Origin of the sequence: Amycolatopsis sp. Poz14, assembly GCF_006704225.1 — a bacterium.
Taxonomy (GTDB): Bacteria; Actinomycetota; Actinomycetes; order Mycobacteriales; family Pseudonocardiaceae; genus Amycolatopsis; species Amycolatopsis nivea.
Map to the genome: position 1 here is coordinate 5,767,118 of NZ_JACLHD010000001.1, position 21,875 is coordinate 5,788,992.

Genomic DNA, 21,875 nt, shown 5'->3' on the forward strand with positions numbered 1-21,875 from the left:
ACCATCATGGCGAAGGAGCTGAGGTTCGGCGTCGACGCGCGGCGCCAGCTCGAGCTCGGGGTCAACACCCTGGCCGACGCGGTGAAGGCGACGCTGGGCCCGAAGGGGCGCAACGCGGTGCTGGAGAAGCTGACCGGACCGCCGACGATCACCAACGACGGGGTGACCATCGCCCGGGAGATCCAGCTGGGCGAGCCGTTCGCGAACATGGGCGCCCAGCTGGTCAAGGAAGTCGCGATGAAGACCAACGGCGCGGTGGGCGACGGGACGACGACCGCCACCGTGCTGGCGCAGGCGATGGTGCGCGAGGGCCTGGCCGCGCTGAGCGGCGGCGCGAATCCGATGCGGGTGCGGCGGGGGATCGAGGAGACCGTCGACGCGGTCGTGGAGCACCTGCGGAAATCGGCGGTCGCGGTGTCCGGCGAAACCGAACTGGAGCGGATCGCGACGCTGGCGGCCAGCGACGACGAGCGCATCGGGCGGGTGATCGCCCAGGCGCTCGCCGCGGTCGGCCGGACGGGCGTCGTGGAGATCGAGGAGTCCGAGCAGCCCGGGCTGAGCGTGGAGCTCGCCGACGGGATCGAGTTCGACCACGGCTACACGTCGCCGTACATGGTCACCGACCGGGACCGGATGGAAGTCAGTTTCGCCGAGCCGGTCATCCTGTTGACCAACAAGAAAATCAGCCAGGTGCAGGACCTGATGCCGACGGTCGAGGCGGCGCGCCGGGCGGACCGGCCGCTGGTGGTGCTGGCGGAGAACGTCGACGGCCCGGCGCTGCAGCTGATCGTCAGCGGCAACGTGCACGGCACGTTCGCGGCGGCCGTCGTCCGCGCGCCCGGGTTCGGGCACCGGCGGATCGCGGAACTGGAAGACCTGGCCGCGGCGCTCGGCGGCCGGGTCGTCAGCGACGACTCCGGGGTGACGCTGGCCGAGGTCACCGAACGGGACCTTGGCCGCTGCGCGCACATCACGATCACCGAGGACTCGACGACCATCCTCGGCGGCGCCGGGGCCGAGGACGTGGTGCGCGCCCGGATCAGCCAGCTGGAGAAGCAGCTGGAACGCGCCCGGATCGAGCACGACCAGGACAGCCTGCGGCTCCGGATCGCGCGGTTGTCGGGCCGGATCGCCCTGGTGCGGGTCGGGGCCGCGACGAGCGTCGAACTCAAGGAGCGGATGCTGCGCGTCGAGGACTCGCTCGCCGCGGCTCGGGCCGCACTGGAGGAAGGCGTGGTCGCGGGCGGCGGTGCGGCGCTCGCGCAAGCTGCGCAGCAGGTGGACCTGGACCTGACCGGCGACGCGGCGCACGGCCGCGACATCGTGCTGCGGGCGCTCGGCGAGCCGTTGCACTGGATCGCCGAGAACGCCGGGTACGAGGGCGCCGAAGTCCGGGAACGCGTCGCGGGACTGGGCACCGGCAACGGATTCGACGCGCTGGCCGGCGAGTACTGCGATCTGTTCGCCGCGGGCGTGATCGACCCGCTCAAGGTGACCCGTTCGGCCCTGGAGAGCGCGGCGTCCATCGCGGCGCTGGTGATCACGACGGAGACGGCGGTGGTCGAGCAGGTCGTGGTCAATCCGGGGTCGATCATCGCGCCGGGATTCGGGGACCTGGCCGAGGGCATGGTCCGCCCGTCCAACATCTACTAGGGCGCGGAGGTCCGGTGCCGGGTCCGCTCCTTCGGGGCGGACCCGGCACCGTCGATTACGCCGCCGCGGCGGAAGCGGTGCAGTTGGCCAAGCGCACGGCGAGACCGAGCAGCCGGGCCGGCGAGCACAGCAGGTCGACGAGCCCGGCCTGTGCGGCGGCGGCCGCGTCGACCGGCCGCGGCCAGCCGGCCGGGTGCACGACGCCCGCGGACATGATGCGGAGATCAGCGGCTTCAGCAAGCGCGCAGCCGAAGCCGATCGCGTCGCCGTTCAGCGCGGCGACGACCGGTGCCGGATGCCGGCGCACGGCGGCCAGCGCGGTGTCCGGCCGTTGGCCCGCCCCGAGATCGGGCGCGAACCAGCGGCCGGTTCCCGTCAGCACGACCGGCCGCGGTCCGATGTAGACCAGCGCCGCGGCGAGCGTGTCGGGAAAGCTGTCGTCGAGGAACCCGGTCTTTCCGTTCCGCAACCGCAGAACGACCGTCCGGTTCCGATACTCCAGCTCCAGCATGGCCCGCCTCCGGGAATTCGATGTCGCCGAAGCGTAGGGCGGCCCGCGGCCGGAGCCTGTCTCAGAACGAGATGTCCGCCGGGTCGCGGATGTGGTGTGGTGGACGTCCTGGATCTTCGGAAAGGGGGCGGGTTGATGCCCGAGGACAGTGTTCCGGACGACCCCGGGGCGCGTGCCGAAGCTCGGCCGCCCTCCCGGCATCGAGACTGCCTCGAACGGGCGCGTCGGGCCTTGGCCGGAACGGGCTGGGAAATCGAGCGGAGAGCCGACTCTCCGGTGCCGGGTCCGTGAACGGCGGCGTGCTGGACGAGCTCGCGGGAGTACGCGTGGTCGGAGCGGTGGGGAGAAGTTCCCCGCGAAGCCAACGAAGACGCGATGCTCGACGCGATCCCGAACGTCCAGCACGCGTTGTTCCGGCAGAGCCTCGAACTCGGCTGCGACGCATCGGCCGACGAACCGGCCTGAGAACCCCGCCAGGTTCCTCCGCGGCTCAACCCGTTGGCCGACGCGTGTGGGTCGCGAACCGCTGGTTCGCGACCCACACGCGAACGGCGGGCTCAGCGGGGGAGAGGCTGTCCCTTGGTTTCCGGTCCGACGAACCAGATCAGGCCGAGTGCGATCGCGTAGGACGTCACTCCGATCGTCGTCGCCGCGGCCGAGATGCTGCCGAGCAGGCTGATGAGCAGGCCGGCGGTGAGCGTGACGAGCGAGCCCGCGATCCGGGCGGAGTTGAACACCGTCGAGATCGCGGTTGCCCGTCCCGCCGTGGGGAACAGTTCTGGCAGGTAGATCGGCATCCACGCGAACTGGCCCAGGATGAAGAATCCGGCGACGCCGGCGGCGGCGAGGGCAACCCCGGGCGTCGAAACGGCGAAGAAGAAGATCGGGAGGATCAACGCCGAACCCGCGTAATAGACCAGCATCGTGGGCTTGCGGCCCCACTTGTCGGCCAGGTAGCCCAGCAGCAGGTACCCCGGCACGGACGCGGCATTGAACACCAGGCCCGCGTTCGCGGCCCACTCGCCGGCGGGCAGTCCCGCGTTCTTCGCGAGCTGGCCGGTGTACTGCGGGATCCAGGCCGACACGCTGTAGAGGCCGATGACCGACACCACGGTGATCAGGAGGAGCCGCAGGGCGCGCCGACGCAGGTGCGGCTGGCTGAACACCGCCGTGAACGGAGACCGCAGGAGCTCGCGGTCCGCTGGGCTGACCTGTCCGCCGCCGGCAGCGGTGGCCTTGGCGTTGCGCCTGCGCTCGCGGATCTCTGTCCACATTTCCGGGTCGTGGACGGCCCGGCGCACGTAAAGCACGATGAGCGCGGGCAGGGCGCCGATGAGGAACAGGTACCGCCAGGCCTGATTTCCCGCCGGCTGAAGGAGAAACCAGGCCAGGGCCGCGAGTACGGCACCGACGCCGAACCCGGATTGCAACACGGCGGCTGCCCGTCCGCGGGAGCGGTCGGGCCACAGTTCGCCGATGAGGGCCGTCGCGCTGCCCCACTCGGCGCCAAGGCCCATGCCGGTGACGAAGCGCAAAGCCAGCAGCCACCAGTAGCCGGGCGCGAAGGCGGTCAGGCTGGTGAACAGCGCGTACCAGAGGATCGAGATCATCAGGGTGCGGCGGCGGCCGAGGTAGTCGGCCGCGAAGCCGGCGGCGATCCCGCCCAGGGCCCACCCCAGCAGGGTCGCGGCCACCAGCGCGCCGACGTAGGCGGGCAGTCGTTCGAGCTGGCCGCTGGTCCCCAGGCTGGTAACGGCTGCCGAACCCGCGAGGACGAGTGCGTACGTCTCGAACCCGTCGAATGTCCATCCGAGCCAGGACGCCACGAGCGCGCGGCGGCTGGCCTTGTCGATCCTGCGCAGGGTCACGGCTCGATCGCGTATGCCGCTCTCCAGGTCGGACACAATGCTCTCCTTTGCTCTCCGTTGAGCTGAAGACTCGATGTCCGGGTGATCAGTCGAGCGCGTCGATCGGGGCGAGAACGGTGACGCTGAGCGGTGCCGCGAGCAAGTCCGGAAGCTGGGCGCGGTAGTTCTTGTAATGCGCTGACGCGCGATGCGCCTCCAGCGCGGACGAGTCCTCGTAGCACTCGAGGAGAACCAACTCCGCATTGTCCCCCTGGGCAGCGAACAGGTTGTAGAAGCGGCACCCCGCCTCGCCGCGGGTCGGAGCCACCATCCCCTCCAGCAGTTCCCGCAGCCGGCCGGCGGCTTCGGACGTCGGGGTGAAGCGGGCGATCACGGTCACGGGGCTCTCGTCGGCCATGGCGTCTCTCCAGTCGGTCGGTCGGGGCGCCTCTTGCGTCCCTATGGGTAATACGTTATAAAACGTCTTATGCAAGGAGTCAAGGTCGAGACGCGGGTCGCCTGCCCGGTGCCTGGTCCCGGCGGCAGGTCGCGGCGCGGAGGGTGGCCGCCGCCGGGTTCAATACGACTTATGACATCCTCCGAAAACTCCGAACCGCGCCTCGACCTGACGGAAGCCGACCTGCGGATCCAGCGCGGTCGCACCTCGGCCACGGCGCAACTGGCCGAACAGATCAAGGCCTCGATCGTCAAGCAGCAATTGCCCCCGGGCGCACGACTGCCCACCGAGAAAGAGCTGATCGCGGAGTCCGGTCTGAGCCGGATCACCGTCCGCGCCGCGGTGGGCGCCCTCGAGCGGGAGGGCTGGGTCGTACGCAGGCAAGGGCTGGGCACGTTCGTGTCCGAACCGCTGGACCAGGAGCTGTCGTCCGGGGTTCGCACGATCACAGAGGTCCTGCTCGACCGCGGTGTCACCCCGCAGATCGAGGTGCTGAGCTTCGGAGTCGAGCCCGCGCCGCCGTATGTCGCGCGGACGCTGGGGGAGCGCGAGGTGCTCACTGTCCGCCGCCGCTACGGCGACGGCGAGCAACCCGTGGCGTTGGTGACGATCCACCTCCCGACCCGGGTGCTCGACGCCGCCGAGCCGTTGCGTTCGGCCGAACCGGCCACCGAGACCACCTACACGATGTGGGAGCAGCGGCTGGGCACGCGCATCGCGGAAGCCCGCCATGAGATCCACGCCGCTGGCGCGTCCGCGGACGTCGCGGCGGCGCTGGGCGTCGACGAGGGCGCACCGGTCCTCGTCCTCGACCGCGTCAGCTTCGACCACGACAACCGCCCGCTGGAGGTCGTGGTCTTCCACTACCGGCCGGACCGCTACGGCTTCGCGGTGACGCTTCCCCGCGTCGTCGCGAACGGGACGGTCGGCATGACCGAGAGAACAGAAAGGTTGGGTCCATGACGAAAGCCGATCCCGGCACGCCGGGGCGCGCCGGCGGGGACGGCCCGCACGTCGGGCTGATCCTCGCCCTCACCATCCGCGGCCTGTCCGTGGGCAACTACCCGGACATGACCCGCGTCGCGCGGGCGGCGGAGTCCCACGGGTTCGACTCTGTGTGGCTCTGCGACCACTTCCTGACCCTCAGCCCCGACGACTACGTCCGCGATGCCGGGATCGCCGACGACGTCAGCGGTGCCGCGCCCGCGGCGCAGGGTCCGTCGTCGATCCCGCTCCTGGAGTGCTGGACGGCGCTGTCGGCGTTGTCGCGCGACACGACTTCGCTGCGCCTGGGCACCAGCGTGCTGTGCAACTCGTACCGCCATCCCGCCGTCCTCGCCAAGATGGCCGCGACCCTCGACGTGATCTCGGGCGGGCGCGTGGACCTGGGGCTGGGAGCGGGCTGGTTCCAGCAGGAGTTCGAGGCCTACGGGATCCCGTTCCCGCCGACCGGTGACCGCGTCTCGGCGCTCGCCGAGTCGCTGCAGGTGATGCGCAGCGTCTGGACCGAGGCCAACCCCCGGTTCAGCGGCGGCTTCTACACGATCGACGGTGCGATCTGCGACCCGCCGCCCGTCCAGAAGCCGCATCCGCCGCTGTGGATCGGCGGCGAGGGGCTGCGGGTCAGCCGCATCGCCGTCCGGCACGCGAACGGCGTCAACGTCCGGTGGTGGCCCGCCGAAAAATGCGCTGAGCGCCGGGAATTGCTCGACCGGGAGTGCGAGGCGATCGATCGCGATCCCTCGACCCTCGAGCTGTCGGTGACGACGCTGCTCGCCCCCACCGAGTCGCCCGCGGTCCAGCAGCAGCTGCGCGCGCGGTTCAAGTCCATCCCGGAGAGCGGCCTCATCACCGGCTCCGCCGAGTCCTGCGTCGAGCAGATCCGCGAGTACCAGGCCGCGGGGATCGGCCACTTCCTGTTCACCGTCCCGGACGTGGCCGGCTCCGGCTATCTCGACGTCGTGGGCGAGCAGATCCTTCCGCACCTCGGCACCGCCCAGACCTCCGCGCACACCCGCTGAAAGCGAGCCGCACGATGACCTCCGACGTGACCGCCCGGACGACCGGGACCGAGTACCTGCGACCGACCGAGTACATCGACTCCGACCACCCGACCGTCGTCGAGACCGCGCGCCGGATCACCGAAGGCGCCACGACCGACGTCGAGCGTCTCGGCCGCATCTACCACCATGTCCGCGACTTGCCCTACGACATCCTCGCCTCGTTCCGTTACCTCGCAAAGGGGCAGGCGGCAGCAAGTGACGTCCTCGAGAACGGCGTCGCGTTCTGCATGGGCAAGGCCAGTTCGTTCGTCGCGCTGGCCCGCGCCGCCGGCATCCCGGCGCGCGTCGCCTTCCAGGCACTGGACGCCCCAGAGATGGAGTTCCTCTCGCCCGAGGTCCGCGTGCTGTGGGGCGGGCCGGTCGGACGTCCTCTGCCGTGGCACTCGCTCGGCGAGGCGTTCGTCGACGGCCGGTGGGTCAAGCTCGACGCCACGATCGACGCGCCCACCGCCGTCAAGCTCGGCAAGCCGTACGCGGTCGACTACGACGGCCGTACCGACATCCCCACCGTCGAGGGCCCGGTCCTGCGGGAGAACGGCAGCTACGCCGACTACCCCGCCGAGGTCGCGGACTGGTACCTGCGCGTGGCCCGCGAGGTGCTCGACGCGCTCGAGTCGACCGCCGCGCACGAGCGCGTCGCCGCCGACGACGTGCTGTGGAGCGGGCCGGACCCCGAACTCGTCAGCCGTCAGGCCGTCGCCTGATCTTCCCCCACCCGGGGTGGCGCGGCGTCCAGGCCGTGCCACCCCGATCCCGCCGCGCTCGCGCGCCGAATCGAGAAGGACACCCGCGATGTCCGTTCGCCAGATCACCTCCGTCAACCCCGCGACCGAAGAGGTCCTGGGTCGCTTCGACCCGCACACCCCGGACCAGATCGAGGCGGCCCTCGCCCGGGCAACCGGCGCGGCCGCCCGGTGGCGGTCCGCTCCGATCGAGGTCCGCGCCGAGCACCTGCGCCGAGCCGCGGCCGTCCTGCGCGCCGACCGGGACCGGCTCGCCACGCTGATCACCGAGGAAATGGGCAAGCCCATCGCCGAGGCGGAAGCCGAGGTGGAGAAGTCCGCTTGGTGCTGCGAGTACTACGCCGAGCACGGCCCGGCGATGCTCGCCCGCGAGCCGGTCGAGACCGCCGCCGCGCGCAGCCACATCGCCTACGAGCCGCTGGGCCTGGTGCTCGCTGTGATGCCGTGGAACTTCCCGCTGTGGCAGGTGTTCCGGTTCGCGCCGCCCGCACTGCTGGCGGGCAACGGCGCGGTGCTGAAGCACGCGTCGAACGTCCCGCGCTGCGCTCTCGCGATCGCCGAGATCTGGGAGCGAGCCGGTTGCCCGGCCGGGCTCTTCACCACGCTGCTGGCCGGTCCGGACGCCGTGCCGGGCCTGGTCGCCGACGACCGCGTCCACGCCCTGACCCTCACCGGCTCGACCGAAGTCGGCGCGCAGGTCGCGGCGATGGCCGCCGCGCACCTCAAACCGCAGGTGCTCGAACTCGGCGGGTCCGACCCGTTCATCGTCCTGGCGGACGCTGACATCCCTGCCGCCGCGGCCGCCGCCGTCACAGCGCGGACGCTCAATTCCGGACAGAGCTGCATCTCGGGCAAGCGCTTCATCGTCGAGGACGCCGTCGCCGAGGAGTTCACCGAGGCGTTCGCCGCGGGCGTCGCCGCGCTGACCGTCGGCGACCCCTTCGACCGCGACGTGCGGGTCGGCCCGCTGGCCAGGGAGAACATCCGCGCGGACCTGCTCGACCAGGTGCGCCGCAGCGTCTCGGCGGGTGCCAGGCTCGTCACCGGCGGCACCGCGCCGGAGGGACGGGGCTTCTATTTCCGGCCTGCCGTCCTCGACAACGTCACCCCCGAGATGGCCGTCGCGGCCGAAGAGACCTTCGGACCGGTCGCCGCGGTCGTCCGGGCGAAGGACGCGTCCGACGCCGTCGCGATCGCCAACGCCACCGAGTTCGGTCTCGGTGCGGCCCTGTGGACGTCCGACCTCGACTGCGCGGACCTCCTCGTGCCCCAAATCGCCGCAGGCGCGGTGTTCGTCAACGGCATCGTCGCGTCCGACCCGCGTCTGCCCTTCGGCGGCATCAAGCGCAGCGGCTACGGGCGTGAACTGGGTGTCTTCGGGATCCGGCAGTTCACCAACGTCAAGAGCGTCTGGGTCGGACCCGCGCGGAACGGCCAGGACCACCCGCTCAGCGAATGAACCACCAGTCCGAGATCGAAGGAGCTCCCATGACATCCCCTCAGGTCGCGTCACGGCTCGACGGGCCGCCCCAGCGCGTCGCCATCGTCGGCGGCACCGGGGCGCTCGGGCTCGGACTCGCGACGCGGTGGGCGCACGCCGGTGTCGAGGTCCGCATCGGTTCCCGCCGCGCGGACGCCGCGCAAGCCGTTGCCGCGCAGCTGCCACGAGCATCCGGCGGTGAGAACGCCGTGATGATCGACGGAGCGCCGGTCGTCGTCATCGCGGTCCCGTTCAGCGCCCACGTCGAGACACTGCGGTCCCTCGCCAAGGTCATCCGACCGGGGCAGCTGCTGATCGACACGACCGCGCCGATGGTGGCAGGGCGCAGAGGCCTTCGGCCCATCACGCCGTGGGCGGGCTCAGCTGCCGAACAGGCCCAAGACCTGCTTCCAACCGGCGTTTCGGTTGTCTCCGCGATGCAGACGGTCAGCGCCGCTACCCTGCAGGATCTCCGACAGCGCCTCGACGAGGACGTCTTGATCTGCGGCGACCGGAGCGCCGACAAGGCGGTCGCCGCTGGCCTCATCGAAAGCATCCGCGGATTGCGCGCGGTCGACTGCGGTCCCTTGGACCTGAGCGGTGTTTGCGAACGGATCACCGCGTTGTTGGTCGGCGTCAACCGGCGCTACAAGACGCACGCCGGAATCCGGCTCACCGGACTGCCGGTCGCATCGACGGACGCGAGTCTCGGTCGCCCCGCGTGATCCCAGCCGGTGCGCGTTGCCGACGATCCGCACGACGTTGGACAGAAAGTGCGGCCAGAGTTGACCACGGCGCGATCCGGCTAGCTGTCAGGCCAGCTCCAGGAAGATGCCGTCCTCGGATTCGTCACCGCCGGGGCCATGCGCGCGGATGATGCCGACGATCTCGTCGAACAGCGTCGGGCCCTCGCGACGCTCTGCCGCGGCGATCCGGGCCGCGATGGTCGAACGGTTCGATGGATGGCAGGTGAGGAGGAGCTGGTTCAGCCGCTCGATCGCCGCGTCGTAACCGAGTGCGACACGAGACGCATTCGAGTTGAGCCATCGCAGGATCCAACCGCTCTCGGGCGTGCCGAAGCCGCCTCGGAGTACGTCGTTGAAGGCGTCGAGATTCCCGTGCCAGGTGTAGTTGTCGAGGAGGCGAGAGAACTCGCGGGTGAATCCGGCGAAGTCGGAGAAGTTGGCTCCGTCGATGACCAACACGGGAAGGTCGTCGCCACGGCTGGTCATGGTGCCAGCATGTCACGATCCGACCGGACTTACTGGCCGTCGTCGACCCTGGCGGCGGCGAACGCCGCAGCCTCGCCCGCCTTGAGGGAGTAGCTGAGGTGGGCGAGGATGTTCGTCCCGTCCGGGCGGCAGATCGGGTCCCCGGCCGCGCAGAATTCCTCGGTCCGGTCCTGGTATTCGCCGGTGATGTGCTTGCCGAGCTTGGCGATCGGCGGTCCGAAGGTCAGCAGCGCGGCCACCCGGGGCGCGACCTCCGGCGGGAGGGTCGCGACGATGGGGCCGCCGACGAGGGCCCCGTCGCTGCTGATGCCCACGGAGTTCGCCACGACGTTCGCGCCCTGCGAATAGCCGACGAGCACGAACCGCTGGTTCCCGCACGCGGCGGCCTGGCTGGTGACGTGGTCGACGAGGTCCTGGTTTCCCCGCGAAGCGGAATCTGGCTGCAGGCTGGCCGGATACGCGACGGCGTAGGAGCTCACGGACTTCCCGGGAAGGCTGGCTCGCAAGGCGGCGAAGACCGGGCCGCCGACGATCACCCCGAGAGTGCCGGGTTCGCCGGTGCCCCGCGCGACGACGACGTCTACGTCGGTGCAGGCGGCGGCTCCGGCCGGGGGACTGGCGAGGACCGGGAGGCCGGTGCTCGCGAGGAGGGCTGCGAACAGGCCGGCGGGACGGGCAAAGCGCATCCGGATCACCTTTTCTCAAGATCGCGACGGTGCGAACGCACGGAGTCTGGCGGCGGCGCCGCCCGGCCCGCATCGGCGATTCTGCGCAGGCGCGCAAAAATACGTAGTTTCGACGACGCTTCCGGTCGATCCCGGCGGCGACGATCCGGACATGCTCACCGAGGAGCCGGCCGCGCAGGCAGTGCTGGACGAGGTCCGCTGGCGGCTGCCGGAGTCCGCGCGGCTGCTCGACCGCGGTGCGACGCGGTTCCTCGCGTTCGTCCTGGGCTGCACGCCGACCGGCGCGGCCCCGTTGGGTGCCGGGGCATTCCGTGCGCTCGGCGCCGCAGAGCTGCGGGCAACGGGCGATCTCGACCGGCTGCATCGCGCGCTCACCGCGGGCGCCCGCCGAGCGCTGCCGGTGCTTGTCCGTTCGGCGGACTTCGCCGGAGCCGTCGAACGCTTGCTGGCCGGGGTCGACGCCATCGCGCGGCTGGCCTCCGAAGGCGCGCGTGCCGCCGTCGCGGGCGATCGCGGGCGTGCCCGCGCCCGGCTGCTCGCCGAACTCGGCAAGTCTCGGCCGGCGGCGCTCGACGAGCTTGCCCGGCAGGCGGGCTGGCGGCTCCCGGACACCGTCGTCGCGGTGGCCCTCGACGTCGGTGAACCGCGAATCGCGGACGGGGTGCTGTGCGACTTGTGTGGGCCGGAACCGTGGGCGGCCTTGCCCGCCGCGGCGCCCGTGCCGGACTTCGGGGTCCGCGCCGCGATCGGACCTGAGGTCGTCCCGGAGGACACCGCCAGGTCGTTGCGCTGGGCTCGCCGCACCCTGAGCCTGCTTCGCCGCGGCGTACTCCCGGACACACGCGCCGTGCGCTGGGACGACCACCTCACCACACACTGGCTGCTCGCCGACGATGTCCTGCGCTCGGCGCTGGAAACGAGCAGCCTCGCGCCGCTCGAAGTCCTCACGCGCACGGCACGGGAGCGGGCGGCGGAGACCTTGCTCGCCTTTCTCACCACGAGCGGCAGCGCCCCGGAGATCGCCGGGATCCTGGGCGTGCACCCGCAGACGGTCAGGAACCGCCTGCGGACCCTGACCACGCTCTTCGGCGACCGGCTCCACGATCCGGAGGAGCGGTTCGGCCTCGAGATTTCGCTGCGGGCGCGCAAGCTCCGGCCGGCCGGGTGACCAGCCGCGCGGAAAGAAGACCAGGCCCGGGAGACCGCGGGCGCCGCTCCGTCGCCGAATCAGTGCACATCCGAAGGTCCGCGGCGGTGCGACCACAGCTGACGTGCTAATCGCACCCCGGGCGAATGGGCTGCCGGACCCGGTCCTCCCGCGTGGACAACGGCCGCGGGTTTCGATCAAATGGGCTGGACCTGGACAGCTGCGGGAGTGGGAGCGATGGCGGACAGCGCGGCCGGGACGGCGGAGCTGACGAGTTACGTCGGGCGCGCCGACGCCGGCGAGGAGGTGCGGCGGCTGCTCGGCGAGTACCGGCTGGTCACCCTGACCGGGCCGGGCGGCGTGGGGAAGACCCGGCTGGCCGGGAGAGCTGCCAGTGCGTTCACCCGGGCGTTCCCGGACGGCGTCGCGATCGTTCCGCTCGGCGAGTTGCAGGACGCGAGCCTGCTCGCGCAGGCCGTCGCCGACGGCCTCGGCTTGCACGACACGGCCGACCGCAGCGCACAGGACGCGGTGCTGGCCTACTTGCGCGAGCGGCAGCTCCTCCTCTTACTGGACAACTGCGAACACCTCGTCGACGGGTGCGCCGCGTTCGCCGCCATGCTGTTGCGCCGCTGTTCGAATCTGGTGATCCTGGCGACCAGCCGGTGCTCGCTCGACATCGCGGGGGAGTGCGTGCTGCCGATCGCCCCGCTGGCTGTTCCCGGCGATGATGTCGCCGGCCCGGACGAGGCGCTGGCCTCCGACTCCGTCCGGTTGTTCGCGGACCGGGCCTCGGCGGTGGTGCCGTCCTTCCGGCTCACCGAGAGCAACACCCGGGACGTGGCGAGCGTGTGCCGGCAGCTGGACGGCCTTCCCCTGGCCATCGAACTCGCCGCGGCCCGCCTGCGCACGTTGTCGCCGCGGCAGATCGCGGAGCGGCTCGGGGAGAGCCTGACGCTGCTGACCGGCGGCGCCAGGACGCTGCCCGACCGGCATCGCACTCTGCGCGCCGCCGTCGAGTGGAGCTATTCCTTGTGCGACGGCGCCGAACGTGCGGTGTGGGAGCGCTGTTCGGTGTTCGCGGGCCCCTTCGACTTGTCCGCTGCCGAGGAACTCGCCGAGACCCGCGGTGCCGGCGAGGGTCCCGCGCTGGACCGGGCGGCGGTGCTGGACGCTGTCGACGGCCTGGTCGGCAAGTCGGTCCTGATGCGCGTCGACGGCGAGACCCGGATGCGCTACCGGATGCTGCACGTACTGCGCGAGTTCGGGCAGGAGCGACTGGCCGCTTCCGGAACGTCGGAGTTGTTCGCGCGCCGGCACCGCGACCATCACGACCGGTTGCTCGCGCAGGCCGGCGACGAATGGTTCGGGCCGGGGCAGGACGACTGGCTCGCCCGGCTGTCGGAGTCGCATGCCGACATCCGGGCCGCCCTGTCGTGGTCCCTGCGAACATCCGAGGACGCACTGGTCGCGTTGCGGATGTCGACCTGCCTGGTCGAATACTGGGCGGCGCGCGGCGCGGCCCGGGAACTGCGGGAGTGGATCGACCGCTCGCTGTCGGCAGTCGCGCCCGACGCGCCGGGCCGGGCGCGGGGACAGGCCATCGCGGCTTTGTGCGCGACACTGCACGCTGACGTGCCGCGGGCGCGCCAGCGGCTCGATCTGGCGGCGGCCGCCGGGGACGAGGACGCGGTGCCTTTTGTCGCCCACGCCGAAGCTTTCGTGGCGATGCTCGTGGTCGAACCGGGCGTCTTGGAACACGCCGCCGAGGCGGTGCGGATGTTCGGCGAACGAGGCGACCCGCGTCGGCAGATGCATCCGATGTTCCTCCAGGGAATCGCCATGGCGTACCGGGGAGATCTCGCCGGGGCCAGGGACCTGCTGGGGCGGATGCGGGGGATGTGCGCGGAGGCGGGAGACAAGCGGTATCGCTCGATGGCGTTGTTCGGGTTGGGCGTCGTCGAGGTCTGGCTGGGCGGGGACCTCGACGCCGGAGAGCGCGCGCTGCGGGAGGCGCTGCACATCGATCTGCAAGGCCCCGACGTGCTGTCGGCCGCCTACCGGGTCGACGGACTCGCCTGGGTCGCGGCGAAACGAGGGGACGCGCGGCGGGCCGCGGGCTTGTTCGGCACCGCTGCCGCGCTGTGGGAGCGGTGCGGCAGCGAACCGGACGTCGCGGTGGCCATGCCGCACCGGGAAATGGTCAAAGCAACGCGCGACGCGCTCAGCGACGCCGACTTCGACAACGCGTTCGCCGCCGGGAAACAGCGGAACCCGCGGCACATCCTGGCTGCTGCTGACCCGACGCGCCCTGAACCCGGCCCGGCGTCATCCGGCCGCCCTCCGGCGCTCGCACCCTTGACCCGGCGCGAATCGGAGATCGCCCGGCTGGTCGCGGCCGGGCTGAGCAACCGCGAGATCGCCGCGCGGCTGGTCATCGCGCAGCGCACCGCCGAGACTCATCTCCAGCACATCATGAACAAGCTCGATCTCGGCAATCGGACCCAAGTCGCGATCTGGGTGAACGCGAAACGGTCCTGATCGCGAATGACCGGTTGAGCCCCGAGACCGAGCTCGTGGTCCCGCGCGGTTCGTGATTTCCGAGGCTCTGCTTTCGGCCTTCCGCCCCCAGGGCCCGGTCCGGCGAGCGGTCGAAGACTCCGGGGCCTCCGAACCTTGCCCTCAAGCATCGAGATCTCGACACCGTCGAGTCGATCGGTCGCGAACGCTGCCTGAACTGCTGGTCAAACGAGTATGGACAGTCTGTACCTAACGGGTGTTAGGATCAGGCCCTGGACGCATCGTCGACAAGGAAGTCAGCACCGTGCCAGTCACCTCGCGCACGCACAGCGTTTCGTCGGCACCGCATCGCGTGACCGAGATTCGCGAGTTGTTCCTGAGCCACGCCACCGATGATCTCTCGCGGCTCCGTCCGGTGGTCGCCCGTTCATGGCAGCGCAGCCGTGCCGCGGGGGTCGACGCGCAGGTCGACCGCGGGTACCACGACGAAGGGCGGGTCGACGAGCGCACCGTCCTCGCTGCCGAGCCGCACTTGCGGAAGCTCGACGACGTCGTGGCGGACATCGGCGGGCACGTGAGCCTGAGTTCGCCGAACGGCGTGCTGGTCAATCCCGGTTTCCTGCGGGGCGACGCGGATTTCCCGCCCGGCTACTCGCTGCTGGAAGCGAGCTGCGGAAGCAACGGCGAAGGGGTCGCGCTGGAAGAGGGGCGCGGGGTCTGGCTCGCGCCCGAGGAGCACTTCCGCGAGGACATGCGCGGCAACTGGTGCTTCGCCTCGCTGGTCCGGGATCCGTTTCACAACCGGGTCCGCGCGGTGGTCGGGCTGACCTTGCCCGCCGCCAAGGTGCAGGGTCTCGAGCCGTCGTCGACGTTGTTGACGCTGGAAGGGATCGCGTCGCGGATCGAGCGCGATCTCGAGACACGGATGTCGTCGCGCGAGCGCACGCTCCTTCGCGAGTATCTCACCGTGTCGCGTCGCCGGGGGAAAGCTGCTGTTTTCGTGACCGACGGCAAGCATTCGTTCATGAACGCCGCGGCGACGTCGTCCTTGGACGGTGCTGATCTTTCCGTCCTCACCGGCTATGCCACGGGCGTGATGTCGTCGGGACAGGGTTCGAGCGTGGAGGTGATGCTGACCGGTTTCGGACCGGCGAGCATCGAGGTTTCGCCAGTGGAGTTGCCCGGCGCGGGTTTTGGCGCTGTCGCGGTCGTGCGTCCCCAACTCGTGCGCCGGGCACGGATGCACGGGGATCCGGTGGTTTCGGCACCAGAGATTTCCTCGTCCGCTGACCAGTTGCCGCAGGGCATCGACGGACAGAGCATGTCGTTGCGGCAGACAGTCAGCTCGGCGCGGACCGCGGTCGAGCAGCGCCGGTCCGTGGCTGTTCTCGGAGAACCGGGCAGCGGCAAAGCGCGGCTGGTCGAGGCGATCGCCGGGACTCTCGACGGCGTGATCCGCGTCGATGCACGGGACGCGAACGCCAGCGCCCGGATCAGGGAGGCGATCGCCGGGCCCGGCTCCGTCTTCTGCATCGCGCACGCTGACGAACTCAAACTTTCCGACGCACGCGACGTCGCCGCGCGGCTGCGCGGCAGTGCGCGCGACACCGCGATCATCACTGCCGCGAACGGCACGGACGCCGTTCGCGTGATCGCCGACGCCGGCGGGGCGCTCGAGGTCGTGCTGGCCCCGTTGCGGAGGCGTCGGGAAGACATTCCCTTGCTGGCCCGGGCGATCGCGAAGGAGAACGGCGATCGTCGGCTTTCGCGGAAGCTGGTCGCGACCCTCACCAACTCCGATTGGCCGGGCAACACCGCCCAGTTGCGCCAAGTGGTCTCGGACGCGGTCAGGCGATCCCGGGGGATCGAGGTCGGCGAGAACGATCTGCCCGAGGACTTCCACCGGCTGCTGACCAAGGGGCGGTTGTCGCGGTTGGAGGACGCGGAACTGGTCGAGATCCGCAGTGCGCTGCGGGAGGCGAACGGCAACCGGCGGCTCGCCGCCGAGATCCTCGAAATCGGGCGTTCCACTTTCTACCGCCGCATGGACTATTTCCGGAATCGGGGTTTCGACCTCTGACCGGACTCTGACCGGACGGCGAAACGGCCTGGCCCCACGGGGATCCGGGCCGTTTCGCCGTGCCCGGACACGACCTGGCGAAGTGTGTCGATCTGGGACGGAAAAGCGCGCTCGCGCCGGACTTTAATCGGGTGACGACGAGGTCCCGAAGCGAACAGGACGGCACGACATGAACAGCGACGAGCCGGGAACCATTCTGGTGGCCCCGCACCATTTCCCGGATCTGGATCGCGAGCACGCGCTCGCCGGCGAACTCGGCTACGAACTCGTGGCGGCGGCTGACGGAGACGCGTTCCGCGCGGGGCTGCCCGACGCCGAGGTCGTCATGGTCACGCCCTACGCACGGCTCACCGCCGAGGAATTCCCGGTCATGAAGAAGTGCCGCGCGGTGATCCGCTACGGCATGGGCTACGACAACATCGACGTGCAAGCCGCCGCGGCGGCGGGCATCCCGGTTTCGATCGTCCCGGGCACGGCGTCGGAAGAGGTCGCGTCGCATGCCTTCGCGATGGGCTTGGCGCTCGCGCGCCGGCTTCCCGCGGGAGACGCCGCTATCCGTGATTCCGGCTGGGCCGGGGTCATCGGTTACGACACCCCGGTGCTCTCGCAGCTCGACGTCGGAGTCGTGGGCCTCGGCCGGATCGGTCAGCACGTGGCGCGGATGTACTCCGCGGTCGGCGCGCGCGTACGCGGCTACGACCCGTTCATCACCGACGGTCCGGTCGAACTCAGCGACCTGAAGCACCTGCTCGAGAACTCCGACGTCGTCTCGTTGCATCTCCCGCTGAACGACGACACGCGGAACTTGGTGTCCGCGGACGTGCTCGCGCGGATGCGCAAGGGCGCCGTGGTCGTGAACGTCTCGCGTGGCGGGCTGATCGACGAGGCAGCGCTCGCTGCGGCACTGGAGTCGGGCCACCTCGCCGGCGCCGGCATCGACACCTTTTCGCAGGAACCGGTCGCTGCCGACAATCCTCTGCGGTCCGCGCCCAACGCGATTCTCACGCCGCACATCGCCTGGCGTTCCAACCGTTCGACCGGGGCGCTGCAGGACGGCGCGGTCGAACGAGCGCGGTTCGCGCTCACCGGGCGCCCTCTCATCGACCTCGTGAACTGAAGAAGGGGGAAGACTGACGTGTCGACGAACACTCAGACCAACCGGGTCACCAGCAGTGCTCCGATGGTGGATCCGCACCTGCGCCGGGGCCCGCGCGGCTTTCCGCTCCTGCCGGGAGGCTACGGCCGATCCACGTACTACACCGGCGCTCCGAGCCCGTACGCCGTCCGCGGCCAGGGCTGCCGGGTGTGGGACGACCGCGGCCGCGAGCTGATCGACGCGAACAACAACTTCACCTCGCTCATCCACGGCAACGCCCACCCGGAGATCACGGAAGCGGCGACCAAAGCGCTGTCGTCGGGAGCGAGCTGGGGCATTCCGAACCTCTACGAGTGGGAGCTGGCCGATCTCCTGCTGTCCCGGCTGCCCGATCTCGACCAGGTGCGGTTCGCGAACTCCGGCACCGAGGCCGTCATGTCGGCCATCCGGATCGCCCGGGGCAGCACCGGCCGCGAGCGCGTGATCGTGACCAAGGGCGGCTATCACGGCACGTCGGAGGTCGCTCTCGCCGCCGGCGGCGCGGCCAACACCCGCGGTGTGCCCCGGGGGGTCACCGACGACGTCACGCGAGTTCCGCTGAACGACACCGAGTTCCTCCGCCAGGCGATCGAATCAGCGCCGGACGCCTACGCGGCGATCATCCTCGACCTGTTGCCGAATCGCGCGGGGCTGCTGCGCATCTCCGAAGATTTCGTGACCACGGCACGGGAGCTCGCGACTCGCTACGGGATCGTCCTGATCATCGACGAGGTCATCAGCCTGCGGCTCGGCCCGCACGGCCTGAGCGGCGAGTACGGCGTTTCGCCGGATCTCCTGACGACCGGGAAGACGATCGGCGGGGGATTCGCGGTCGGCGCGGTCGCCGGTCTCGGCGAGCTGATGTCCGAAGTGGACCCGACGCGGCCGGGAAGCCTGCCGCACGGAGGAACTTTCTCCGGAAACCCGGTCAGCATGGCGGCCGGCACCGCGGCGCTGCGCATCTACAGCGAGTCGGAAGTGAAGCGGCTGAACAGCCTCGGAGACGCCGCGCGCGAATCGGTCCAGGCCCGCGTCGCGGACGTTGGCTGGGAGGTGCGCGGCCAAGGCTCACTGCTCCGTGCCGTTCCCGCGGGCTCCGAGAAGGTCGACGCGGACACGCAACACCGGCTCTGGTGGGAGTCCTACGACCGCGGGCTGCTGGGCTCGCCGGCGAACCTGCTGTCGCTGTCGACCCCGATGGACAAGACGGTTGCCGACGAGATCGCGGACCGCCTCGCGGACGCCGTGCTCGCCGTCGCTGCCGGCGAGCGGAACTGAGAGGGCGGAAGCGATGCGAATGGTGTCCTATCGCGACGGGAGCGACACGCGAGGCGGGGTGCTCCTCGACGACGCGGTGTTCGACCTGGAGGGTTTGCTGAAGGCGGCCGGTGCGCTGCCGGTGTCGTCCGTCCGGGATTTTTTGTCCTTGCACGGCAACGAAATCGAGGCGTTCTCGATCGGCGTGGCGGGCTTGGTCGAGCGGAACCCGAGCACTCGGGTCGGTCCCCGCACCGAGGTGCGGTTGACCACCCCTGTGCCGGATCCGGCGAAGGTGCTCTGCGTCGGCTTGAACTACCGGGACCACGTCGCCGAGACCGGTCGCGCGCTGCCGGAATACCCCGACGTGTTCGTGAAGTTCGCGGCGACTCTCGTCGGACCCGAGGACGGGATCCAGGGCGCCGACGTCAGCGCGAACCTTGACTTCGAAGGCGAGGTGGCCGCGGTCATCGGGCGCGCGGCGCGGCACGTGCCGGAAGAAGAGGCGCTCGGCTACGTGGCCGGGCTCGCCCCGCTGAACGACATCTCGGCCCGCGACCTGCAGCACCGCGGTACACAGTGGACAGCGGGCAAGACCGTCGACCGCTCCACCCCGTGGGGCCCGGCGTTCGTCACGCTCGACGAGATCGGCGACCCGCAGGCACTCGAACTCGTGACCCGCGTCAACGGCGTGGAGATGCAGCACTCCAACACCCGGCACCAGATCTTCCCGATCGCCCGGATCGTCTCGTACCTGTCGAGTTTCCTCACGCTCGAGCCGGGCGACGTGATCGCGACCGGCACCCCGCAAGGAATCGGCGCGAAGCGCACTCCGCCGATCTGGCTGAAGCCCGGCGACACAGTCGAGATCGACGTGGAACGCGTCGGCGTCCTCAGCAACCAGGTCGCCTGACTCCGCCGCGGCTACATCGCATCCACCCGCAGCCCAGACAGACATGGAAGAAAGATGACCGACGCTCAGAAGCATTCCAGCGGTCACGGAACGAGGTACCGCATCGCCGTCGACACCGGCGGCACGTTCACCGACGTGGTCGTCGGCTCCGACCGCGGCGAAATGGCCGCCGGGAAGGCGCTCACCACCTACGACCGGGTGTTCACCGGCTTCGAGGCCGCGGTACGCCGTGCTGCCGGGTCCGTCGGCTGGGACGGCGACGAAGTGCTGCGCGACGCCGACGTGATCGTCTACGGCACCACGCATGCCACCAACGCCGTGCTCACCGGCAAAGTCGCCAAGACCGCGCTGCTCGTCACCGACGGTTTCGCCGACACCCTTCTGCTGCGCGAAGGCGGCCGCCGAGACGCCTTCGACTCGAAAGCCGCCTACCCCGGCCCGTACATCCCTCGTCGGCTGACGTATGAGATCCGGGAGCGGGTCACCGCCGAGGGCGACGTGCTGGTGCCCCTTGACGAGGAGCAGGTACGCAGCGTTCTGGCGACCCTGGCCGACGAGGGCGTCGAGGCGGTCGCCGTGTCGTTCCTCTGGTCGATCGTGAACGACGCGCACGAGACCCGGCTCGCCGAGTTGATCGAAGAGATCCTTCCGGGCGTTCCCTACACGCTTTCGCACCGGGCCAACCCGACGATCCGCGAGTACCGTCGGTCGTCCGCCGCCTCCATCGACGCGTCGCTCAAGCCCCTGATGGCTGATCATCTGGGCAAGCTGCGCGCCGATCTCGTGGAATCCGGGTTCGGGGGAGACCTGCTGGTCGTCACCTCCGAGGGTGCCGTGCTCGACGTCGCCGACGTGCTCGACCGGCCCGTGCTGCTGCTCAACTCGGGTCCGTCGATGGCCCCGCTCGTCGGCGCGGCGGCGGCGCCCGATCAAGAGACCGTCGTCGTCTGCGACATGGGCGGCACGACCTTCGACGTCTCGCTCGTCGAGCGGGGAGTGGTGCGCCACACCCGGGAAGCGTGGCTCGGCGAGCCCTTCGTCGGCCACCTCACCGGCCTGTCCTCGGTCGCGGTTTCGAGCATCGGAGCAGGCGGCGGCAGCATCGCCTGGATCGACGGCGGCGGCCTGCTGCGCGTCGGCCCGCAAAGCGCGCGCAGCGATCCCGGACCCGCGGCATACGGACGCGGCGGGAAGGAGCCGACCGTCACCGACGCGTGCGTCGTCCTCGGCTACCTCGACGCCAGCGGCTTCGAGGGCGGATTCACCCTCAACCGGGACGCCGCCGTCAGCGCGATCGAGTCGCGGATCGCCGGCCCGCTCGCCATGACCGTTCAGCAGGCGGCGCAAGCGATCCTCGACGTCTCGGCCAACCACATGGCGACGGCGATCCGGCAGGCCTCCCTCGAACAGGGCGTCGACCCGCGAGGCGCGCTCATCGTCGCCGGAGGCGGTGCCGGCGCCATGGTCGCCGCGGCGATCGGAGTGCTGCTGGAAGCCGACACGGTCCTCATCCCGGCGACCGCCGGGGTGCTGGCGGCCTACGGCGCCCACCGCGCGCCGATCGCCACCGAGTTCCTCTCCCCGCTGCACAACGACACCCGCGCGTTCGACGCGGAGTCGGCGACGCGGGCCATCAAGGAGATCAGCGCGAAAGCCGCCGAGTTCGCAGCGCGTTTCGACCGTGTCGGCAGCGAGCCCGAGGTCACCTACTTCGTCGACGCCCGCTATCCCGGGCAGGCGTGGGATTTGCGCGTGCACCTCGACGGAGTGCCCGACGCCGCAGACGACGCGGCCGAGACCATCGAGCGCGCCTTCCACACCGAGCATGACCGCCGCAACGGCACCCACGATGCACAAAGCCGCGTCGAGATCATCACCTGGGGCGTGCGCGTCGAAGTGCCGCGGCCGGAACAGCTCAAAGACACCGTCGCCGCGGCCGGATCGCCCGAGTCGCACCGCATCGATCCGATCACCTTCGGCGGCACGAAGTTCGAGACCATCCGCTACCGCGGCGTGACGCTCGGACCCGGCGACAAGATCGCCGGACCGGCCGTCATCGACCAGCCCACGACGACCATCGTCGTGCCGCCGGAGTGGGACGCGACCCTCGACGACCGCTCCAACATCTACCTGACGCGCAAGGAGGCGTGA

At 70.5% G+C, this 21,875-nt stretch carries 18 protein-coding genes; 13 read left to right on the plus strand and 5 right to left on the minus strand.

The window, feature by feature from the left end:
• Window positions 1-6: 6 nt before the first annotated feature.
• Window positions 7-1,653: a chaperonin GroEL gene (groL, locus tag FKO37_RS27315; protein WP_037806046.1), complete on the plus strand. Its 1,647-nt coding sequence runs from the start codon at window positions 7-9 to the stop codon at window positions 1,651-1,653.
• A gap of 55 nt (window positions 1,654-1,708) precedes the next feature.
• Here groL and FKO37_RS27320 read toward each other — a convergent pair whose 3' ends face one another.
• The 3 genes from FKO37_RS27320 to FKO37_RS27330 all read right to left on the minus strand — a co-directional run bounded on the left by FKO37_RS27320 (window position 1,709) and on the right by FKO37_RS27330 (window position 4,429).
• Window positions 1,709-2,164 carry an enoyl-CoA hydratase/isomerase family protein gene (locus tag FKO37_RS27320; RefSeq protein ID WP_134728371.1) on the minus strand — a complete coding sequence of 152 codons (456 nt, stop codon included), beginning with the start codon at window positions 2,162-2,164 and terminating at the stop codon, window positions 1,709-1,711.
• A gap of 557 nt (window positions 2,165-2,721) precedes the next feature.
• A complete protein-coding gene (locus tag FKO37_RS27325) occupies window positions 2,722-4,068 on the minus strand; it encodes an MFS transporter (RefSeq protein WP_134728370.1) in 1,347 nt (448 codons plus the stop codon).
• 49 nt (window positions 4,069-4,117) lie between these two features.
• Entirely contained in the window at window positions 4,118-4,429 is a 312-nt protein-coding gene (locus FKO37_RS27330; protein WP_037806051.1) for a putative quinol monooxygenase, read from the minus strand.
• Window positions 4,430-4,600: 171 nt separating this feature from the next.
• On the opposite strand from FKO37_RS27330, the gene FKO37_RS27335 reads away from it, so the two are divergent.
• The 5 genes from FKO37_RS27335 to npdG all read left to right on the plus strand — a co-directional run bounded on the left by FKO37_RS27335 (window position 4,601) and on the right by npdG (window position 9,479).
• Complete coding sequence (locus FKO37_RS27335; protein ID WP_037806054.1) at window positions 4,601-5,431, plus strand: GntR family transcriptional regulator; 831 nt, start codon at window positions 4,601-4,603, stop codon at window positions 5,429-5,431.
• Window positions 5,428-6,489, plus strand: coding sequence for a TIGR03619 family F420-dependent LLM class oxidoreductase (locus tag FKO37_RS27340; RefSeq protein WP_037806055.1), 1,062 nt, complete (start codon window positions 5,428-5,430; stop codon window positions 6,487-6,489). The genes FKO37_RS27335 and FKO37_RS27340 overlap by 4 nt, the downstream gene beginning before the upstream one ends.
• 14 nt (window positions 6,490-6,503) lie before the next feature.
• Window positions 6,504-7,235 carry a transglutaminase family protein gene (locus FKO37_RS27345; RefSeq protein WP_037806057.1) on the plus strand — a complete coding sequence of 244 codons (732 nt, stop codon included), beginning with the start codon at window positions 6,504-6,506 and terminating at the stop codon, window positions 7,233-7,235.
• An 88-nt stretch (window positions 7,236-7,323) separates the two neighbouring features.
• A complete protein-coding gene (locus tag FKO37_RS27350) occupies window positions 7,324-8,733 on the plus strand; it encodes an NAD-dependent succinate-semialdehyde dehydrogenase (protein WP_238606340.1) in 1,410 nt (469 codons plus the stop codon).
• A 29-nt stretch (window positions 8,734-8,762) separates the two neighbouring features.
• Entirely contained in the window at window positions 8,763-9,479 is a 717-nt protein-coding gene (gene npdG / locus FKO37_RS27355) for an NADPH-dependent F420 reductase (RefSeq protein ID WP_134728367.1), read from the plus strand.
• Window positions 9,480-9,566: 87 nt separating this feature from the next.
• On the opposite strand, the gene FKO37_RS27360 is transcribed toward npdG, so the two are convergent.
• Together FKO37_RS27360 and FKO37_RS27365 are read right to left on the minus strand one after the other, a co-directional pair.
• Window positions 9,567-9,986: a barstar family protein gene (locus FKO37_RS27360; protein ID WP_037806063.1), complete on the minus strand. Its 420-nt coding sequence runs from the start codon at window positions 9,984-9,986 to the stop codon at window positions 9,567-9,569.
• Window positions 9,987-10,015: 29 nt separating this feature from the next.
• A complete protein-coding gene (locus FKO37_RS27365; protein ID WP_238606341.1) occupies window positions 10,016-10,672 on the minus strand; it encodes a cutinase family protein in 657 nt (218 codons plus the stop codon).
• 151 nt (window positions 10,673-10,823) lie between these two features.
• On the opposite strand from FKO37_RS27365, the gene FKO37_RS27370 reads away from it, so the two are divergent.
• From FKO37_RS27370 to FKO37_RS27400, 7 genes are all read left to right on the plus strand, one after another.
• The gene (locus FKO37_RS27370; protein WP_238606342.1) at window positions 10,824-11,840 is read left to right on the plus strand and encodes a helix-turn-helix domain-containing protein; all 1,017 of its coding nucleotides are present in this window, start codon (window positions 10,824-10,826) and stop codon (window positions 11,838-11,840) included.
• A 216-nt stretch (window positions 11,841-12,056) separates the two neighbouring features.
• Window positions 12,057-14,360: a LuxR C-terminal-related transcriptional regulator gene (locus FKO37_RS27375; protein WP_238606343.1), complete on the plus strand. Its 2,304-nt coding sequence runs from the start codon at window positions 12,057-12,059 to the stop codon at window positions 14,358-14,360.
• A gap of 283 nt (window positions 14,361-14,643) precedes the next feature.
• A complete protein-coding gene (locus tag FKO37_RS47615; RefSeq protein WP_238606344.1) occupies window positions 14,644-16,419 on the plus strand; it encodes a helix-turn-helix domain-containing protein in 1,776 nt (591 codons plus the stop codon).
• A 169-nt stretch (window positions 16,420-16,588) separates the two neighbouring features.
• Complete coding sequence (locus FKO37_RS27385) at window positions 16,589-17,536, plus strand: C-terminal binding protein (protein ID WP_238606345.1); 948 nt, start codon at window positions 16,589-16,591, stop codon at window positions 17,534-17,536.
• An 18-nt stretch (window positions 17,537-17,554) separates the two neighbouring features.
• Window positions 17,555-18,832 (plus strand): aspartate aminotransferase family protein, encoded by a 1,278-nt coding sequence (locus FKO37_RS27390; RefSeq protein ID WP_238606346.1) that lies wholly within the window; start codon window positions 17,555-17,557, stop codon window positions 18,830-18,832.
• A 13-nt stretch (window positions 18,833-18,845) separates the two neighbouring features.
• A complete protein-coding gene (locus tag FKO37_RS27395) occupies window positions 18,846-19,724 on the plus strand; it encodes a fumarylacetoacetate hydrolase family protein (RefSeq protein ID WP_238606347.1) in 879 nt (292 codons plus the stop codon).
• Window positions 19,725-19,778: 54 nt separating this feature from the next.
• A complete protein-coding gene (locus tag FKO37_RS27400) occupies window positions 19,779-21,875 on the plus strand; it encodes a hydantoinase/oxoprolinase family protein (protein WP_238606348.1) in 2,097 nt (698 codons plus the stop codon).

Excerpts from the sequence above, each read along its gene's own strand:
- groL (WP_037806046.1), top strand. The coding sequence starts at position 7 with ATGGCGAAGGAGCTGAGGTTCGGCGTCGACGCGCGGCGCCAGCTCGAG.
- FKO37_RS27320 (WP_134728371.1), bottom strand. The coding sequence starts at position 2,164 with ATGCTGGAGCTGGAGTATCGGAACCGGACGGTCGTTCTGCGGTTGCGG.
- FKO37_RS27330 (WP_037806051.1), bottom strand. The coding sequence starts at position 4,429 with ATGGCCGACGAGAGCCCCGTGACCGTGATCGCCCGCTTCACCCCGACG.
- FKO37_RS27335 (WP_037806054.1), top strand. The coding sequence starts at position 4,601 with ATGACATCCTCCGAAAACTCCGAACCGCGCCTCGACCTGACGGAAGCC.
- FKO37_RS27340 (WP_037806055.1), top strand. The coding sequence starts at position 5,428 with ATGACGAAAGCCGATCCCGGCACGCCGGGGCGCGCCGGCGGGGACGGC.
- FKO37_RS27345 (WP_037806057.1), top strand. The coding sequence starts at position 6,504 with ATGACCTCCGACGTGACCGCCCGGACGACCGGGACCGAGTACCTGCGA.
- FKO37_RS27350 (WP_238606340.1), top strand. The coding sequence starts at position 7,324 with ATGTCCGTTCGCCAGATCACCTCCGTCAACCCCGCGACCGAAGAGGTC.
- npdG (WP_134728367.1), top strand. The coding sequence starts at position 8,763 with ATGACATCCCCTCAGGTCGCGTCACGGCTCGACGGGCCGCCCCAGCGC.
- FKO37_RS27360 (WP_037806063.1), bottom strand. The coding sequence starts at position 9,986 with ATGACCAGCCGTGGCGACGACCTTCCCGTGTTGGTCATCGACGGAGCC.
- FKO37_RS27365 (WP_238606341.1), bottom strand. The coding sequence starts at position 10,672 with ATGCGCTTTGCCCGTCCCGCCGGCCTGTTCGCAGCCCTCCTCGCGAGC.
- FKO37_RS27370 (WP_238606342.1), top strand. The coding sequence starts at position 10,824 with ATGCTCACCGAGGAGCCGGCCGCGCAGGCAGTGCTGGACGAGGTCCGC.
- FKO37_RS27375 (WP_238606343.1), top strand. The coding sequence starts at position 12,057 with ATGGCGGACAGCGCGGCCGGGACGGCGGAGCTGACGAGTTACGTCGGG.
- FKO37_RS27385 (WP_238606345.1), top strand. The coding sequence starts at position 16,589 with ATGAACAGCGACGAGCCGGGAACCATTCTGGTGGCCCCGCACCATTTC.
- FKO37_RS27395 (WP_238606347.1), top strand. The coding sequence starts at position 18,846 with ATGCGAATGGTGTCCTATCGCGACGGGAGCGACACGCGAGGCGGGGTG.
- FKO37_RS27400 (WP_238606348.1), top strand. The coding sequence starts at position 19,779 with ATGACCGACGCTCAGAAGCATTCCAGCGGTCACGGAACGAGGTACCGC.